The sequence below is a fragment of the Collinsella sp. i05-0019-G5 genome, assembly GCF_042851345.1.
Taxonomy (GTDB): domain Bacteria; phylum Actinomycetota; class Coriobacteriia; order Coriobacteriales; family Coriobacteriaceae; genus Collinsella.
The window spans coordinates 429,322-445,502 of the sequence record NZ_AP031421.1; the positions used below are offsets into that span (position 1 = coordinate 429,322).

A 16,181-nucleotide genomic window follows, 5' to 3' on the forward strand; every position below is an offset into this window, starting at 1 on the left:
AAGAAAGATAAGGTTTTATGCTTACCAAACTCCTCTGCGAATTCGGCGCAACGGCCCTCATGATCATCTTTGGCGTGGGCGTGCACTGCGATACCGTGCTTAAGGGCACCAAGTATCAGGGCTCCGGTCACATGTTTGCCATCACCACCTGGTCTTTTGGCATCTCGGTCTGCCTGTTTGTCTTTGGCGGCGCCGTGTGCATGAACCCCGCCATGGTGCTTGCCCAGTGCATCGTAGGCCTGGTGCCGTGGAGCAGCTGCATCCCCTTCATGATTGCCGATATGCTCGGCGGCTTTGTGGGCGCTGTAATCGCTTGGCTTATGTATGCCGATGAGTTCAAGGCTTCTGAGGGCGTCGTCGACCCCATTGCCCAGCGCAACATTTTCTCGACCAACCCCACCACCGAGGGTACGAACTATGCCCGTAACTTCTTCTGCGAGGCTATCTGCACCTTTGTGTTCATCAGCGCCATCCTTGCTGCTGCTAGCCGCGCCGGCGAGAACGTTTTGATGCTCGCCATCTGCGTCGGTCTGATTGTTTGGGCTGTTGGCATGGGCATGGGCGGCATCACCGGCTTCGCCATGAACCAGGCTCGTGACCTTGGTCCTCGCATGGCTTACCAGGTACTGCCGATCAAGAACAAGGCTGACAACAACTGGAAGTACGGCCTGCTCGTTCCTGGCATCGCTCCGTTTGTCGGTGCCGCTCTGGCTGCACTGTTTGTGCATGGTTTCTTGGGCATGTTCTAGTCAAAGGACGGCTCTATAAGGTCCGGGCTCGGTAGGGGTTAACTTTCCAACGCGTCCTCGGACATGCAAAAAAGGCTCGCTGCGCACTTCGTGCGGCGAGCTTTTTTGCGTCCTGCGGAATGCGTTGGAAAGTTAACCCCTACCGAGCCCTGGGCACTCTTGGCTGTGTTCGAACAAGCAACCCAACATATATATCTGAATTTGGATGGGAGGGGCTTGTTGCTGTTGGGGGCGTTGGGCTTTTGCAGACACTTTGGGATGCGCAGTGTCTTAAGTCGGAGCGGGATTTTGGAATGGGATTCGCACTTTGGGAAGGGATAGTTACTTAGTTGAAGAGGGGCTTGATGGCTGATAGGTAGTCTTTGGCTACGTCCTCTTTTGGGGCTTCGAAATTGTGCCAGGCCCACCATTGGACCATTCCTACGAAGCTTGAGGCTATGTGGTGTAGTAGGAAGCTGCGGTCCATGGTGGCGGCGGGGCCGTTTGGGTCGGTAGGGACGGTTTCGGCTGCTCGGGCCATGATGGTCTTGCGTAAGCAGTCGGCGAAGACGCGTGAGCCGGCGCCGGCTACCAGCGCTCGGACGCCTTGGCGACGTTCCCAGAGGTTGTTGAGGATATGCTCGACTTGTACGAGCGGATCATCGAGCGGTGTGCCATCGTCGTCGAGGGCATGGGTGCAGATATCGCGCACGAGCTCAGCGAGCAGGTCATCTTTGCTCTTGAAGAGCCCGTAGAACGTGGCCCGACCTACGTGGGCACGAGCGATGATGTCGCCGACGGTGATCTTGCCGTAATCTTCCTCGCACAGGAGCTCGGAGAACGCCGCAACGATGGCGGCACGGCTTTTTGCCTTGCGGGCATCCATGGCTATGCGTCCGCGTGAACGAGCAGGCAGCGGAGCGTGCCGGAGCAGCCCTCGTAGGGGCGTTTGCCGGAGCCGTAGCCGACGGCTTCGATGCGGTAGCGTGAGGGCAGTTGGTCGGACGTGCGCAGTGCGGTGACGATGGCGGCGCCCGTCGGCGTCACGAGCTCGCCGGCGACCGGTGCAGGCGTGAGGGCGATATTGCCCGCCTGACACAGGTTGACGACAGCGGGGACGGGAATGGGCATGAGGCCGTGGGCGCAACGGATGGTTCCGTGGCCCTCGGAGAGCGACTCGACCACAATTTCCTCAATACCCAGATCGTCGAGGCAGATGGCGACAGAGCAGACGTCGACGATGGAGTCGACGGCGCCCACCTCGTGAAACAGGACGGTGTCGGGCGTTTTGCCGTGAGCCTTTGCCTCGGCATCAGCGAGTACGGAAAAAATGGCGAGGGCACGACGCTTGGCGCCATCGCTTAGCTGCGAGCCGTCGATGATGGCGGTGACGTCCGCCAAAGAACGGTGGTGATGGTGATGGGCGTGATGGTGGTCCTCGTGGCCATGGCCATGGGCCTCATGGTCATGCTCGTGGCAGTGCTCGTGTTCGTGCTCGCTATGGTCATGATGGTGGTGCTCGTGCTCGTGCGTGTGCTCGGCAGCTGCTTCGTTGCCGTAGAGCCAGGCCATATCGCGATCGTGGTTCTCGAGCTCCTCTGCAAGCTGGACGTCGAAATCGCAGGCGTCGATGCCATGCTTGTTTGCACGCGTGACGGCGATCGAAAAGCCGTCGACCGGCAGCGTGGCGAGCTGTTCGCGCAGGTGCCCCTCGCTGGCGCCCAGGTCGAGCAGGGCCGCGACGGTCATATCGCCGCTGATGCCCGAGGTGCCGTCGATGATAAGCGTGTGCTGATGGTTGGACATGGAATGCTCCTTAACGGGCGCGGGGCGCGCCGGCGCTCAGATGATTGATAAGACTTGCCTGGTAGGCGGCGCCGAAGCCGTTGTCGATATTGACGACCGATACGCCGCTGGCACAGGAGTTGAGCATGGCGAGCAGCGCGGCTACGCCACCAAAACTTGCGCCGTAGCCCACGCTGGTGGGAACGGCGATGACCGGACAGCTCACCAGACCGCCGATAACGCTCGCCAACGCGCCCTCCATGCCGGCGATGGCAATGACCACCTGTGCCTGGGCGAGTTCCTCGGCATGCGCGAGCAGGCGGTGCAGGCCGGCAACACCCACGTCGTAGAGGCGGTCGACCTCGTTGCCATAGAACTCGGCCGTCAACGCGGCTTCTTCGGCGACGGGCAGGTCGCTCGTGCCGGCGCAGGCGACGACAACGCGTCCGTTGCCGGTGGGGGAGGGCTTGCCACCTACCAGGGCGAGCTGGGCGTCCGGGACATACCCCAGGTCGATGTCGTTGCCGAGAAGCTCAGCGGTGTGCGTGGCTTTTTCGGCATCCAGGCGCGTGACCAGGATGCGCTCCTGGCCGGCATCGCGCAGCGCTTCGATAATGGCGGCAATTTGCTCGGCGGTTTTACCGGCACCGTAGACAACCTCGCCGGCTCCCTGGCGCACTCCGCGCGAAAGATCGAGCTGTGCAAAGCCCAGGTCGGCGGTCGGCGCCGTCTGGATGCGCGTGAGGGCATCGGCCGGCGTAATGCTTCCGTCTGCCACGTCACTTAGCAATTGCTCAAGATCTCGTTTGTCCATATAAGTTCCCTTCGACGCAGAAAAGTTTAGCACGCGAAGGGTTGTTTCCGAACATTAGAGCATAATTGTTCGGGAATCTGACATGTCAGATTAGATGAAGTTGTGAAGCAAACTGACTAGTCGCGCAGGATGATGTCCATGGCGAGCATCAGGTTGCGCTCGTCGATGGCAAATGGGGCGGCCTCGCGCGTCTTGGGCTTGGCACAAAACGCGATGCCCGTGCCCGCGGCCTGAATCATAGGGATATCGTTTGCCCCGTCGCCGATCGCGACGGTGTGGGCCATATCGACACCGCACTCGACTGCCCAATCCAGCAGCCGGATGAGCTTGGACTCCTTGGTCACAATGTCTGCCGCCAACTTACCGGTGAGCTTGCCGTCCACGACCTCCAGGCGGTTAGCCAGGCAAAAATCGATGCCCGCGGCGGCTACGATCTTGTCGGCGACCTCGTGGAAGCCACCGCTTACCACGCCAACCTTCCAGCCCTTGCTGTGTGCCGAGCGCACAAGCTCCAGCGCGCCGGGGGTAAACGTCACGCGCTCAAAGGTGCGCTCGAACACACTCTCGTCCAAGCCGGCAAGCAACCCCACGCGCTCTTCAAGTGCCTGCTTAAAGTCCAGCTCGCCGCGCATAGCGCGCTCGGTGATCTGCGCCACCTGCTCGCCCACGCCGGCTTCCTCGCCCAACAGGTCGATGACCTCCTGGTTGATGAGCGTGGAGTCGATATCCATAACGATGAGGCGTGCAGTCATGGCGGGCCTTTCCGAGTGCAGTTGTATTGGGGGACATTGTCGCACGTGGCGCGCCTTGGCGACGGCCGCGGTGCGTCAATTGTTTCGTCTCCGTCAAGTCTTTGGGCAGGAGCCACTTTTCCGCGGCACATCGACACAGGTGCGATAAGATAGAACGCCATGTCTGGCTGCGCGGTTTACGCAGGCTGGGCAAATCTGTACGACGCCGCCCGGAACGACACGGGGCGGCACAGATCCATAAAGGAGGATCACTGGTATGAGCCAGACCCGTCCCATCGACGAGCATTCCATGCACACCCGTACCTGCGGCGAGCTTCGCCGCGGGAACGTGGGCGAAGAGGTCACCCTCACCGGTTGGGTGAGCCGTCGCCGCGACCACGGCGGCCTTATCTTCTGCGACCTTCGCGACCGCGAGGGCATCACGCAGCTCACCTTCGACCCCGAGCACTCCGACGGCGACGCCTTTAAGATCGCCGAGACCATGCGTCCCGAGTGGCCCATCAAGATCCACGGCGTCGTGCGCGCCCGTGGCGAGGAGACCACCAACGCCAAGCTCGCGACCGGCGAGATCGAGGTCCTGACCGACCACGCCGAGGTGCTCAACACGTCTGTCACCCCGCCGTTCCAGATCGAGGACGGCATCGAGACCAGCGAGGACACCCGTCTGCGCTATCGCTATCTGGACCTCCGCCGTCCCGAGATGATGGCCAACCTCAAGCTGCGCTCCGACTTTACCTTTGCCATTCGCGAGGCGCTGCACAACCGTGAGTTCATGGAGGTCGAGACGCCCTCCCTGTTTAAGTCCACGCCCGAGGGCGCCCGCGACTTCATCGTTCCCAGCCGTATTCAGCCGGGCAACTTCTACGCTCTACCGCAGTCCCCGCAGCTCCTGAAGCAGCTGCTCATGGTCGGTGGCGTCGAGCGCTACTACCAGGTTGCCAAGTGCTTCCGCGACGAGGACCTGCGTGCCGACCGTCAGCCCGAGTTCACCCAGGTCGATATCGAGATGTCCTTCGTGGACCAGAACGACGTCATGAGCGCGCTCGAGGAGGTCCTGGCCGACGCCTTCGGCCGCATGGGCGTCGAGATGCCCACGCCGCTGCGTCGTATGGACTACTGGGAGGCCATGGACACCTATGGCTCCGACAAGCCCGATACCCGCTATGGCATGCACCTGGTCGACCTGACCGACATCTTCGCCAACTCCAAGTTCAAGGTCTTTGCGACTGCCGCAAACGAGGAGGGCTCTGTCGTCAAGGCCATCAACGCCAAGGGCGCCGGTGCCTGGGCACGTGCCAAGATCGATAAGCTTGCCGGCGTGGCCTCCACGTTTGGCGCCAAGGGCCTGGCCTGGATTGCTTTCCGCGAGGACGGCTCTATCAACAGCCCCATCGTCAAGTTCTTCTCGGACGAGGAGATGGCGGCTCTGCGCGAGCGCATGGATGTCGAGCCCGGCGACCTTGTGATGTTCGCCGCCGGCCCGCGCCTGCTCTCTGACGAGATCCTGGGCGGCATGCGTTCCCACATGGCCAATGCGCTCGAGATCAAGCGCGAGGGCCACGACTTCCTGTGGGTCGTCAACTTCCCGCTGTTCCACTGGGACGAGGATCGCAAGGCCTATGCTGCCGAGCACCAGCCCTTTACCCTGCCGACCGAGACCGACATCGCCAAGATCGAGGCCGACCCGTTGGCAGCCGGTTCTTGCACCTACGACTTTGTCATGGACGGCTTTGAGGCCGGCGGCGGCGGTATGCGTATCCACAACGCCGAGATGCAGATGTCCATGCTCAAGCTCCTGGGCTTTACCGAGGAGCGTGCCGAGTCTCAGTTCGGCTTCCTCATGGAGGCCCTCAAGTTTGGTGCGCCCCCGATGGGCGGTTTCGCTCTGGGCCTGGACCGCGTGTGCATGCTGCTCACCGGTTCCGACTCCATCCGCGACGTCATGGCGTTCCCCAAGACGGCCAGCGGCTCCGACCTTATGTCGGGCGCTCCGAGTGCCGTTAGTGGCGCCCAGCTCAAGGACGTCAGCCTGCGCCTGATGTAGGCGAGCGGCTACATATTGCCTGCAACGAGGGAAGGACGCGGGCCTTCCCTCGTTTTTTATGCGCCGAGGTTGTGAGGGCATGGGGTGACCGGACGTCGAGGAAGCTGCGTCCCGGAATTTGCGTCCAGAATGGGATGTACTTTCCGCCAGGGTCGCTCAGCGGAAACTGCGTCCCAGAATCCAGCCAAATAACGGGTCGCACTTTCCGGTTGAGCCTTCTGGCGGAAACTGTGTCCCATCATTGACGCTCGAAATGGGATGCGATTTCCGTCCCGCCCTCAACAAGCATCTAACGCTACAATAACTACCACGTGGCTGGGTTTTGCCGGCCGATGTGCGATGTCGCGGGAGGGGACATGGTCGAGTTTACAAAGACGATTAAAGATCCGTTGGGATTACATGCCCGCCCGGTTGCGCTGCTCTATGACATCATTGCCAAGCACCGTAGTGACGTGTCGGTTTCGATTGGTGACCGCTACACCGATGGCCGCGACGTTATAGGGCTCATGGCACTCTGCGGCGAATGTGGCGAAGACGTCGTGTTCCGCGTTTCGGGCGTGGATGAGGCCTCCTGCGTCACGTCGATCAGAAACCTCTCGCTCTAAGCGCATCAATGTGACAAAGGGACAGTCCCCTTTGTTGCATAAATTGGTATGACAAGGCACCGCAAAGAGATGGTCTTTGTGGTGCTTCTTTTGTTTCGTATAGGAAACTTTTTCGAAATCTGAATAGGAACCCTTTCCAAAAAGTTAACCACGTGCTAGTTTACTATAGCGAACATAGACGTGGTTAACTTTTGCTGCGTCGATGTTGAGGACGAACTGACGTTAGGAGCTCACTCATGTCTTGCGGACCGCAGATGCCGGCTATGCCGCTTTCGATGGTAAAAGCGGGCGAAACCGTGCGCGTGTCTCGCGTAAAGGGCAATGAGGACATGAAGCACCATCTCAAGGACCTCGGCTTTGTCGAGGGCAACGAGATCCACGTGGTGAGCTCGAGTGGCGCCAATATCATCGTCACGGTGCTGGGCGCTCGCTTTGGCATCGATTCCAAGGTCGCCATGCACATCATGACCGTCGGTTAGTCCACAGCGTTCTGTAAAAACTGAAAGGGGGACAAGTAAATGAAGACGTTGGGTGACGTTAAGGTGGGCGAGAGCTCTACCATCGTCAAGCTTCACGGTGAGGGCGCACTTCGCCGTCACCTCATGGACCTGGGGCTCATCAAGGGCACTTCGTTCAAGGTCGTAAAGGTTGCACCGCTCGGTGATCCGGTCGAGATCAACGTGCGCGGCTACGAGCTTTCCATCCGTAAGGAGGAGGCCGCCGTCGTCGAGGTCCAGTAAGGGATCTTTGCGCGGTTATTTCTGCAGATAAAGTTAGGTTTTTCTAACTTAATGCAGCATCTTTGAAGCACATTATCCAGCCCGCGCGGAGAAAGCAGCGCAGGCACACAAGGAAGAAGGATTGAATGGCGGATTCTCAGATCCATGTCGCGCTGGCGGGTAACCCCAACTGCGGCAAGACCACGCTTTTCAACCTGATCACCGGCGCCAACGGCTACGTTGGCAACTGGCCCGGTGTCACGGTTGAGAAAAAGGAAGCCAAGCTCCTGAGCGACAAGAACGTTACCATCACGGACCTCCCCGGCATCTACTCGCTTTCCCCCTATAGCCCCGAGGAGCAGTGCTCGCGCGATTACCTCATGAGCGGCGAGCCCGATGTCGTCGTCCAGGTGGTCGACGCCACCAACTTGGAGCGCAACCTGTACCTGGCGCTTCAGGTTATCGAGACCGGCCTGCCCGTGGTCGTCGCCCTCAACATGGCCGACTTGGTCGAGAAGAACGGCGACAAGATCGACACGGACAAGCTCTCCAAGAAGCTCGGCTGCCCGGTCATGATGATCTCGGCCCTTAAGAACAAGGGCATCAACGAGCTGTTCGAGCAAGTCAAGAAGTCCGCTGCTTCCAAGGGCCAGGTGCCGGAGCACAAGTTCGATTCCTCCATCGAGGACGTTCTGGACCACATCGAGAACAATCTGCCGGCGAGCGTTCCCGCCAACAAGCGTCGCTACTACGCCGTCAAGCTGTTCGAGCGCGACGCGGACGCCTGCAAGCTCATCAACCTCACTAAGAAGAAGGCCGCTCGCGTCGAGCAGCTGGTCGCCCAGTGCGAGCAGGATTGCGACGACGACGCCGAGTCCATCATCACCGGCGAGCGCTACGGCGTGATCGCCCACATCATCGACGAGTGCCTCACCAAGGCTCCGGCCAAGATGAGCACCTCCGAGAAGATCGACCGTGTGGTTACCAACCGTATCTTGGGCCTGCCGATCTTTGTGGTCATCATGTTCTGCGTGTACTACATTGCCGTCTCTACCTTGGGCGGCACGGTGACCGACTTCACCAACGACCAACTCTTTGGCACCGACGGTTGGTATGTGCTCGGCCAGGGCCGCGACGCCTACGACGCAGCTGTCGAGGCTGCGGGTGACGCCGCCGACTCGGTCGACCCGGCACAGTACGGCCCCTATGTTCCGGGTATTACCACCGTGGTGCACGATGCCCTTGTGGCGGGCGGCACCGAGGACGGTGGCCTGGTCGATTCGCTGGTCTGTGACGGTATCGTCGGCGGTCTGGGCGCCATCTTCGGCTTCGTGCCGCAGATGTTCCTGCTGTTCGTGATGCTGTCTTTCTTGGAGGACTGCGGCTACATGGCCCGCGTCGCCTTCATCATGGACCGCGTGTTCCGCCGCTTTGGCCTGTCCGGCAAGTCCTTTATCCCCATGCTCGTGTCCTCGGGCTGCGGCGTCCCCGGCGTCATGGCCACCAAGACCATCGAGAACGAGAAGGACCGCCGCATGACGGTCATGACCACCACGTTTATTCCCTGTGGCGCCAAGCTGCCGATCATCGCTCTGCTCATGGGTTCCATCATCGGCGATTCTTCCACCACCGCCGCATGGATCAGCCCGCTGTTCTACTTCTTGGGCGTCTTTGCCGTCATCGCCTCGGGCCTCATGCTCAAGAAGACCAAGCTCTTCGCCGGTCGCCCGACGCCGTTCGTTATGGAGCTTCCCGCCTATCACTTCCCGGCAATCCGCTCTTGGGCGCTGCATGTATGGGAGCGCTGCTGGGCCTTTATCAAGAAGGCCGGCACGGTCATCTTCGCGTCCACCGTCGTGGTTTGGTTCCTCTCCAACTTTGGTAGCTACAACGGTTCCTTCGGCTTCCTGCCTGCGATGGACGGCATCCCCGAGGAGTTTATGGACTACTCCGTGCTCGCCATGCTGGGCAACCTGGTCGCTTGGATCTTCGCCCCGCTCGGCTTTAGCACCTGGCAGGCCACCGCGCTGACTGTCTCTGGACTTGTCGCCAAGGAGAACGTCGTCGCCACCGCCGGCTCGCTGCTGTCCGTTGCCGACGCCGCCGAGACCGACCCGAGCCTGTGGACCGCGTTCGCCGGCATGTTCCGGACTATGGGCGCTTGCGTTGCCTTTGGCGCCTTTAACCTGCTGTGCGCCCCGTGCTTTGCCGCCATGGGCACTATCCGCAACCAGATGGACTCCGGCAAGTGGACCGCGATTGCCATCGGCTACGAGTGCGCCTTCGCTTGGGTGATCGGCCTGTTCATCAACCAGTTCTACAACCTGTTTGTGTTGGGCCAGTTTGGTATTTGGACGATTGTAGCCATCGTGCTGCTGGTTGCGATGCTCTTCCAGATCTTCCGTCCCATGCCCAAGCATGCATGGACCGACGAGGACGAGACCAACACTGCTTCCGCCGCAGTTTCCGCTTAAGTCCGAATAAGGATTAGCCCCTTTCCACGAGCCCGGGTGTCCCAGCGACACTCGGGCTTTTTGGTGAGGGAGATGTGGCGTTTCCGCAGATAAAACCGACCAAAATATACCTGTCCCTTTTTGGCAGGTGGAGAATGGGGTAAAGTAAGTGGTGGTTAACTAGAGGAGGCTTGCTATGGCACCTATCGATATTGTTGTACTGGCTGTTATCGGCATTGCGTTTGTCGCCGTGTGCGTGCGCATTTATCGCAAGGGCACCTGCGCCGACTGCGCTCAAGGTGGCGTTTGCACAGGACATTGCTCCAACAAAAAGACCTGCGCCGCACTTAAGGGCGTAGACAAAATCGCCGAAGACTTGGGCCGCGGTATCAAATAAAGGTCCAGGCACCCAAGCGCCTCGCGAGCATCCGTTCGCGGGGCGCTTTGCACATTTGGGGGAGAGTGTGGCGAGTTGAAGAGTATTTTTGGGTATCGCTAACTATGTGGTCAACGGCCCGCTCACCGTGGTCCATGCCGTAGCGAGCGCCAATCTCGCCGTCGAAGGCATGACCAACTACCTGGGCCTCTAACTCCATCCCGCCCATCAGTTGCGGTGAAATACAGACTGTTTTGGCCGTCAAAGGCCTTATCTACTCCGTATTCCACCGCAACTTTTTTGTGGGGTGGGCTAGAGACGCTGCATGCGGTACCCGACACCCATGTGCGTCTGAATCATCTTGGGGTGAGAGGGGTCTGCCTCGATCTTCTTGCGCAGGGTGCGCATGAACACGCGCAGACTCGCCAGATCGCTGTCCCAGCTCGTGCCCCATATCTCGCGGGTGATGAAGGTGTGGGTGAGCACCTTGTCGACGTTTTTCGCCAGAAGGACGAGTAATTTGTACTCGGTTGGGGTGAGCGAGAGCTCGCGTCCGTCTTTCGTCGCGTATCCCGCGGCATAGTCGATATGCAGCGGACCGTTGTCGAATGTGCTCGCTTCTGTCGACTCGCTCGACGCCATCGAGGAGCGCCTCAAATTCGCACGGACGCGCGCGAGCAACTCATCCACAGAAAAGGGCTTGGTGAGGTAGTCGTCTGCCCCTGCGTCAAGTGCTGCAATCTTGTCGGAATCTTCGGTGCGCGCCGAAATGACGATAATGGGGACTGCCGACCAGCTTCGGATCTTCGTGATGACCTCGATACCGTCAATGTCGGGAAGGCCGAGGTCGAGCATGATGAGGCTGGGGCCGTGCGACACCGCATCCATGATGGCGGCCTGGCCGTTGCAAACCTTGCTCACGACATAGCCGTGGAGGTCAAGCGCGGTCGAAACGAGGTTTTGAACGGTCAGGTCATCTTCGACCAGGAGGATGCGTGGCTTAGCGGCATTATTCATGAATCTCGATCTCCTCGGCGGGCAGGGTAAAACGGAAGACGGCCCCATGGGGGTGGTTGTCACGAGCTTCGATGACGCCGTCATGCGCCTCCACGATGGAGCGGCAGAGCGACAGCCCAAGGCCGATGCTTCGACGCGAATCCACGGGCCGCGTATTGCTTGAGGTGAAGAAGCGCTCAAAGATATGAGGCTTGTCGCAGTCTGCCACACCTGGCCCATCGTCTGCGACGTCCACCACGACGAACGCACCCTCGCGACGTGCGCTGATGGTGACAGTCGAGTGCTCGGGTGTGTATTTGAAGGCGTTCATGATGAGATTCGTAAGCACCTGCATGATGAGATGGACGTCGATGCGTACCAGCAGGATGTCGTCAGTGTGCTCGATGGTGACGGTACGTCCATGCGATGCTTGGGCGACATGGCTGAGGGCGGCCTCGATGACCTCGTCGATGAGCTCGGATGTTAAGTTGAGGCGAATGGTGCCGTCCTCGACGCGTGTGATGGCGAGGAGGTTCTCCACGGTATCGATAAGCCAGAGGGAGTCGTCGTAGATGGCATCGGCAAGATCGCAGCGTTGTTCGAGGCTGAGCTTCTCGTCGCTCTTCCGAAGGATTGCCGCAGATCCGGATATAGCCGTGAGGGGTGTCCTCAAATCGTGGCCGATGGAGCGCAGAAGGTTGGCGCGCAGCTGCTCGTTTTTCGCCAAGACCGCAGCCTCTTCGCGCTCTTGCGCCGCCCGGTCGCTTTCGAGCGCCAAGGCGCATTCACCTACGATAGATAGGACGATCGAATACTCGAAGGCTTCGATCTCGCGCCCCTCCAGGGCGATGCCGATGACACCGAATACCTTGTCGCCGGTGCGAACCGCGAGGTAGAGGCAGCGCGCCTCGGGCAGGGTCCGCGTGCTTGCGCCCGCGCGCTTGTTGTTGGTGTAGGTCCAGGTTGCAACGGCGCGCTCGTAGTCGGTGAGCAGCGACGCGGATCGGTTTTCGGTGCCAGCGGACTCATAGAGCGTCTTGCCGAGCGTGCCGTGTTCGGCGGTGTAGAAGACCACGTCGAGTTTTAGCAGTTTAATGAGTTGGTTCATGGCGACGCGGGCGCACTCCTCCGCGCTATGGGCTTGCTGCAAGAGCTGGTTCGTTTCGAGGAGTACGCGCGTTTTGAATGCGTTCTCGGCGGAGGTACGGGCGTTGTCGGCGATGCGCGCAGTTAACTCGCCGGCGACCATAGCGGTAGCGAACATGATGCCGAACGTGACCAGATAGCTTCGGTCGTAGCTGGCGAGCGAAAACAGGGGCGTGACGAAGCAGAAGTTGTAAAGCACTACAGAGAGCACGCTCGATACGATCGTGCAGATACGCCCCGTCGTGGTGACGGCGGTCAGCAGAGCCGTGAGGATATAGAGGGATATGATGCTGGAATCGGCAAATCCCAGATGGCGGAAAGCCGTGCCGATCGACGTGGCGACAAGTGAGAAGGCCAGCGTGCGAAGCACGTCTCGGCTGCTGGGCGGCTGCAGGGCGAGCGCACGGCGGCGTCCTTTGGGCCGGGAGGGCGGAGTCGACTGGTCTGGAATGATGTAAATGTCGAGGTTCGGGGCGAATGTTATGAGCTGTTCTACGAGAGATTTGCGGCCGAAGAGGGCCTGACGGACGCTGCTGCGTTCGCCCGTGCGCCCCATGACGATCTTCGAAATACCCGACAGGCGTGCGAACTCGGAGATCTGAAACGCGATGTCGTCGCCATAGACGGTTTCCATCTGTGCTCCGAGCTGCTCGGCTAGGGCGATATTGGCTGCAAGCTTGGCGCGCTCATCATCGCTCATGGCTTGCGTGCGCGGGCTCTCTACGAACAGGGCGACGAGCTCGCTGCGAAACGCTTTCGCCATGCGTGCGGCGGCACGGACGATGCGGGGATTGGTCGGCGCCGGTGAGACACAGACTAAGATACGCTCCCTGGTGTAGTAGTCACGGTTTCCCAGCACGCGTGCGGCGTCTGTGAGGTGGCCGGTGCGGTCGGCGCAGCGGCGCAGCGCGATTTCTCGGAGTGCGGTGAGGTTCTCGACGGTAAAAAAATGCTGTTGCGCTCGCTCGGCTTGTGCGGGACGGTAGACGAGGCCGGCGCGAAGGCGCTCAAGTAGGTCTTCGGGCTCTATGTCAACGAGCTCGACCTGGTCGGCATCATCGAAGATGCGGTCGGGGATTCGTTCGCTCACGACAACGCCGGTGATGGATGCAACCATGTCGTTTAGGCTCTCGATATGCTGAACGTTCACAGTCGTATAGACGTCGATGCCTGCATGTAGAAGTTCCTCGACGTCTTGATAACGTTTGTCGTGGCGAGACCCCGGCGCATTCGTATGGGCGAGCTCGTCGACAAGGATGAGCTGAGGGGCGCGTTCGATAGCCGCATCTAGATCGAACTCGCTGAGCGCAATGCCGTTGTGCTCAGCGAGTTTACAGGGCACGTTCTCAAGCCCTTGTGCAAGATGGGCAGTTGCCGGACGTTCGTGCGGCTCGATGTATCCCGCGACGACGTCGACACCTCGCCGCTTGGCGGCGTGGGCGGCTTGAAGCATCGCATAGGTTTTGCCTGCACCAGCAGCGTAGCCAAAGAAAATCTTGAGGTGTCCCCGGCTGGTTCGAGCGTCATCGGCGACCTCGTCTTTCTCAATTGCCTTGAGGATGAGGTCTGGATTGACGCGAGTGTCCGATGCGTCGCGCTGCATAGCGTAGCCTTTCTGAAACGTTGTCCATGCGTGCATACGCGGTGAGGACGCCACTGTATGCTCGCGAGGTCGAGTATAGGCGCACTGCAGCCGCAATAGTGCTTTCTACCTGCATCTTTACGGCATCTTAAGGTCGTGAGCCCCGGCCCTCACGCCTCTTTAATCTCTAGAAGCGTTTACTGTCCCCAGGCGCTTGCGAGAGCAGGCGTCCGAGACATCGGACCGCGCGTGAAAGGGGCGGTAAATGAACATCCTCATTCCCATCATCGGAGTCGTCTGCATTGGACTCCTTATCTATTACATCTACATTCTGATGAGGAGTGATTCGTAAACTATGGACGCTGCGATTCAGTACATCTTGTACTTTGCCGTGCTCGTCGTCCTGGCCGTTCCGCTCGGTCGGTTCATGGCCCATATCATGGATGGTGAGCATACGTTCCTGTCGCCTGTGATTGCTCCTGTGGAGCGTGGCGTCTATCGTCTGCTTCGCATCGACGCGGCAGAGCAGATGGGGTGTAGGCGCTACCTGGCGAGCGTGCTGGTCTTTTCGGGGATCGGCCTCGTGGTCCTTGTGGCACTTCAAGCGCTTCAGTCCTTCTTGCCAGGCAATCCCCAGCACCTGCCGGGTGTGCCATGGGACCTGTCGTTCAATACGGCTGCTTCCTTCATAACCAACACCAACTGGCAGTCCTACTCCGGCGAGACCACCCTGTCCTACCTTGTGCAGTTCATGGGTCTCACCGTGCAGAACTTCGTTTCCGCTGGCACCGGTATCGCGGTCATGTTCGCGCTGATTCGCGGCTTCCGTCAGGTCAAGGAGCAGAGCTTGGGTTCCTTCTGGGTCGACCTCACCCGCACCGTCCTGTATGTGCTCATCCCGCTGAACCTCGTGTTCGGCATCTGCCTGGCTGCCGGTGGCGTCATCTCCAACTTCCAGCCGGCTCAGAAGGCTGAGCTCGTAGAGCCCGTCGCCGTCCAGCCTAATGCAGACGGCGGCTGGAGCGTCCTCGACGGCGCCCAGATCGAGGGCGACACGGTCAAGGTCGACGGCAAGGTTGTCGAGGGCGCGCGCGTGGTCACCGAGCAGTTCCTGCCCCAGGGTCCTGCGGCTCCTCAGGTCGCCATCAAGCAGTCCGGAACCAACGGCGGCGGCTTCTTCGGCGTGAACTCCGCCCATCCGTATGAGAACCCCAGTGCCTTCACCAACATCATCGAGATGACCAGCCTGCTGCTGATCCCGGCTGCCTGCTGCTTCACCTTCGGTATCGGCGTCAAGAACACCAAGCAGGGCAAGGCCATCTTTGCCGCCATGTTCATCCTGCTGGTGATCTTCACCGGCATCATCGCCGTCAACGAGCATGCGGGCACCCCGCAGCTGGCCGATGGCGGAGCGGTCAATATCGAGATGACCGACGGCCAAGCCGGCGGCAACATGGAGGGCAAGGAGAGCCGCTTCGGTATCGTCACCTCCTCCACGTGGTCGGCTTACACCACCGCCGCTTCCAACGGCTCGGTTAACTCCATGCACGACTCCTACACCCCGCTGGGCGGTTTTGTCCAGATGCTCCAGATGGCTCTGGGCGAGGTTGTCTTCGGCGGCGTGGGCTGCGGCCTGTACGGCATGATCGGCTTCGCCATCCTCACAGTGTTCATCGCCGGCCTTATGGTCGGCCGCACGCCCGAGTTCCTGGGCAAGAAGATCGAGCCGGGCGAGATGCGCTGGGCAGTTGTCCTGTGCCTGGCAACTCCGTTTGCCATTCTGGTGTGCTCGGCCATCGCCTGCATGGTGCCCGGTCTTGCCGACCAGCTCAACAATGGTGGCGCGCACGGCTTCTCCGAGGTGCTGTATGCCTTCACCTCATGCGGCGGCAACAACGGCTCGGCGTTTGCAGGTATGAACTGCAACATTCCCTGGATCAACGTCATGCTCGGCCTCGAGATGCTGTTCGCCCGCTTCATGCCCATCATCGGTACGCTGGCTATCGCCGGCTCGCTGGCCAAGAAGGGTAAGGTCGCCGAGAGCGCCGGTACCCTGTCTACCACCAACGGCATGTTCGTATTCCTGCTCGTGTTCATCGTTCTGCTGATCGGTGCCCTGAGCTTCTTCCCGGCCCTGGCGCTTGGCCCCGTTGCCGAGTTCTTCCAGATGATTGCGTAAAG

14 protein-coding genes are annotated in these 16,181 nt (G+C 60.2%); 8 read left to right on the forward strand and 6 right to left on the reverse strand.

The features are described from left to right. The first annotated feature begins 17 nt into the window (after window positions 1-17). A complete protein-coding gene (gene larD / locus ACGHIZ_RS01810) occupies window positions 18-749 on the forward strand; it encodes a D/L-lactic acid transporter LarD (protein ID WP_152067525.1) in 732 nt (243 codons plus the stop codon). A gap of 325 nt (window positions 750-1,074) precedes the next feature. On the opposite strand, the gene ACGHIZ_RS01815 is transcribed toward larD, so the two are convergent. The 4 genes from ACGHIZ_RS01815 to serB all read right to left on the reverse strand — a co-directional run bounded on the left by ACGHIZ_RS01815 (window position 1,075) and on the right by serB (window position 4,079). After that, window positions 1,075-1,614, reverse strand: coding sequence for a TetR/AcrR family transcriptional regulator (locus tag ACGHIZ_RS01815; protein ID WP_390448709.1), 540 nt, complete (start codon window positions 1,612-1,614; stop codon window positions 1,075-1,077). 2 nt (window positions 1,615-1,616) lie between these two features. Beyond that, on the reverse strand, window positions 1,617-2,534 hold the full coding sequence (locus ACGHIZ_RS01820; RefSeq protein WP_390448712.1) for a LarC family nickel insertion protein: 918 nt from the start codon (window positions 2,532-2,534) through the stop codon (window positions 1,617-1,619). Window positions 2,535-2,544: 10 nt separating this feature from the next. Next, a complete protein-coding gene (larB, locus tag ACGHIZ_RS01825) occupies window positions 2,545-3,327 on the reverse strand; it encodes a nickel pincer cofactor biosynthesis protein LarB (protein WP_390448715.1) in 783 nt (260 codons plus the stop codon). Between the two features lie 116 nt (window positions 3,328-3,443). Further along, on the reverse strand, window positions 3,444-4,079 hold the full coding sequence (serB, locus tag ACGHIZ_RS01830; protein WP_035136849.1) for a phosphoserine phosphatase SerB: 636 nt from the start codon (window positions 4,077-4,079) through the stop codon (window positions 3,444-3,446). Window positions 4,080-4,335: 256 nt separating this feature from the next. On the opposite strand from serB, the gene aspS reads away from it, so the two are divergent. The 6 genes from aspS to ACGHIZ_RS01860 all read left to right on the forward strand — a co-directional run bounded on the left by aspS (window position 4,336) and on the right by ACGHIZ_RS01860 (window position 10,297). Continuing rightward, on the forward strand, window positions 4,336-6,123 hold the full coding sequence (aspS, locus tag ACGHIZ_RS01835; RefSeq protein WP_390448719.1) for an aspartate--tRNA ligase: 1,788 nt from the start codon (window positions 4,336-4,338) through the stop codon (window positions 6,121-6,123). 356 nt (window positions 6,124-6,479) lie between these two features. Next, window positions 6,480-6,728 (forward strand): HPr family phosphocarrier protein, encoded by a 249-nt coding sequence (locus tag ACGHIZ_RS01840; RefSeq protein WP_040358817.1) that lies wholly within the window; start codon window positions 6,480-6,482, stop codon window positions 6,726-6,728. A gap of 236 nt (window positions 6,729-6,964) precedes the next feature. Beyond that, entirely contained in the window at window positions 6,965-7,207 is a 243-nt protein-coding gene (locus ACGHIZ_RS01845) for a FeoA family protein (protein ID WP_022094360.1), read from the forward strand. A 39-nt stretch (window positions 7,208-7,246) separates the two neighbouring features. After that, window positions 7,247-7,468, forward strand: coding sequence for a FeoA family protein (locus ACGHIZ_RS01850; RefSeq protein ID WP_006234774.1), 222 nt, complete (start codon window positions 7,247-7,249; stop codon window positions 7,466-7,468). A gap of 125 nt (window positions 7,469-7,593) precedes the next feature. After that, complete coding sequence (locus tag ACGHIZ_RS01855; RefSeq protein ID WP_390448723.1) at window positions 7,594-9,921, forward strand: ferrous iron transporter B; 2,328 nt, start codon at window positions 7,594-7,596, stop codon at window positions 9,919-9,921. Between the two features lie 175 nt (window positions 9,922-10,096). Then, complete coding sequence (locus tag ACGHIZ_RS01860; protein ID WP_035136858.1) at window positions 10,097-10,297, forward strand: hypothetical protein; 201 nt, start codon at window positions 10,097-10,099, stop codon at window positions 10,295-10,297. Between the two features lie 291 nt (window positions 10,298-10,588). Here ACGHIZ_RS01860 and ACGHIZ_RS01865 read toward each other — a convergent pair whose 3' ends face one another. Both ACGHIZ_RS01865 and ACGHIZ_RS01870 read right to left on the reverse strand, forming a co-directional pair. Further along, window positions 10,589-11,293: a response regulator gene (locus ACGHIZ_RS01865; protein ID WP_117583373.1), complete on the reverse strand. Its 705-nt coding sequence runs from the start codon at window positions 11,291-11,293 to the stop codon at window positions 10,589-10,591. Next, window positions 11,286-14,021, reverse strand: a complete 2,736-nt coding sequence (locus ACGHIZ_RS01870) for an ATP-binding protein (RefSeq protein WP_390448726.1) — start codon at window positions 14,019-14,021, stop codon at window positions 11,286-11,288. Before ACGHIZ_RS01870 ends, ACGHIZ_RS01865 begins: the two co-directional genes overlap by 8 nt. Window positions 14,022-14,355: 334 nt before the next feature. Here ACGHIZ_RS01870 and kdpA point away from each other — a divergent pair, with 334 nt between their 5' ends. Further along, on the forward strand, window positions 14,356-16,179 hold the full coding sequence (gene kdpA / locus ACGHIZ_RS01875; protein WP_117628962.1) for a potassium-transporting ATPase subunit KdpA: 1,824 nt from the start codon (window positions 14,356-14,358) through the stop codon (window positions 16,177-16,179). Window positions 16,180-16,181: the final 2 nt, after the last annotated feature.

Coding starts and splice junctions, on each gene's coding strand:
- ACGHIZ_RS01860 (WP_035136858.1), top strand. CDS start 10,097: ATGGCACCTATCGATATTGTTGTACTGGCTGTTATCGGCATTGCGTTT.
- serB (WP_035136849.1), bottom strand. CDS start 4,079: ATGACTGCACGCCTCATCGTTATGGATATCGACTCCACGCTCATCAAC.
- larB (WP_390448715.1), bottom strand. CDS start 3,327: ATGGACAAACGAGATCTTGAGCAATTGCTAAGTGACGTGGCAGACGGA.
- ACGHIZ_RS01840 (WP_040358817.1), top strand. CDS start 6,480: ATGGTCGAGTTTACAAAGACGATTAAAGATCCGTTGGGATTACATGCC.
- kdpA (WP_117628962.1), top strand. CDS start 14,356: ATGGACGCTGCGATTCAGTACATCTTGTACTTTGCCGTGCTCGTCGTC.
- larD (WP_152067525.1), top strand. CDS start 18: ATGCTTACCAAACTCCTCTGCGAATTCGGCGCAACGGCCCTCATGATC.
- ACGHIZ_RS01820 (WP_390448712.1), bottom strand. CDS start 2,534: ATGTCCAACCATCAGCACACGCTTATCATCGACGGCACCTCGGGCATC.
- ACGHIZ_RS01865 (WP_117583373.1), bottom strand. CDS start 11,293: ATGAATAATGCCGCTAAGCCACGCATCCTCCTGGTCGAAGATGACCTG.
- ACGHIZ_RS01870 (WP_390448726.1), bottom strand. CDS start 14,021: ATGCAGCGCGACGCATCGGACACTCGCGTCAATCCAGACCTCATCCTC.
- aspS (WP_390448719.1), top strand. CDS start 4,336: ATGAGCCAGACCCGTCCCATCGACGAGCATTCCATGCACACCCGTACC.
- ACGHIZ_RS01850 (WP_006234774.1), top strand. CDS start 7,247: ATGAAGACGTTGGGTGACGTTAAGGTGGGCGAGAGCTCTACCATCGTC.
- ACGHIZ_RS01855 (WP_390448723.1), top strand. CDS start 7,594: ATGGCGGATTCTCAGATCCATGTCGCGCTGGCGGGTAACCCCAACTGC.
- ACGHIZ_RS01845 (WP_022094360.1), top strand. CDS start 6,965: ATGTCTTGCGGACCGCAGATGCCGGCTATGCCGCTTTCGATGGTAAAA.
- ACGHIZ_RS01815 (WP_390448709.1), bottom strand. CDS start 1,614: ATGGATGCCCGCAAGGCAAAAAGCCGTGCCGCCATCGTTGCGGCGTTC.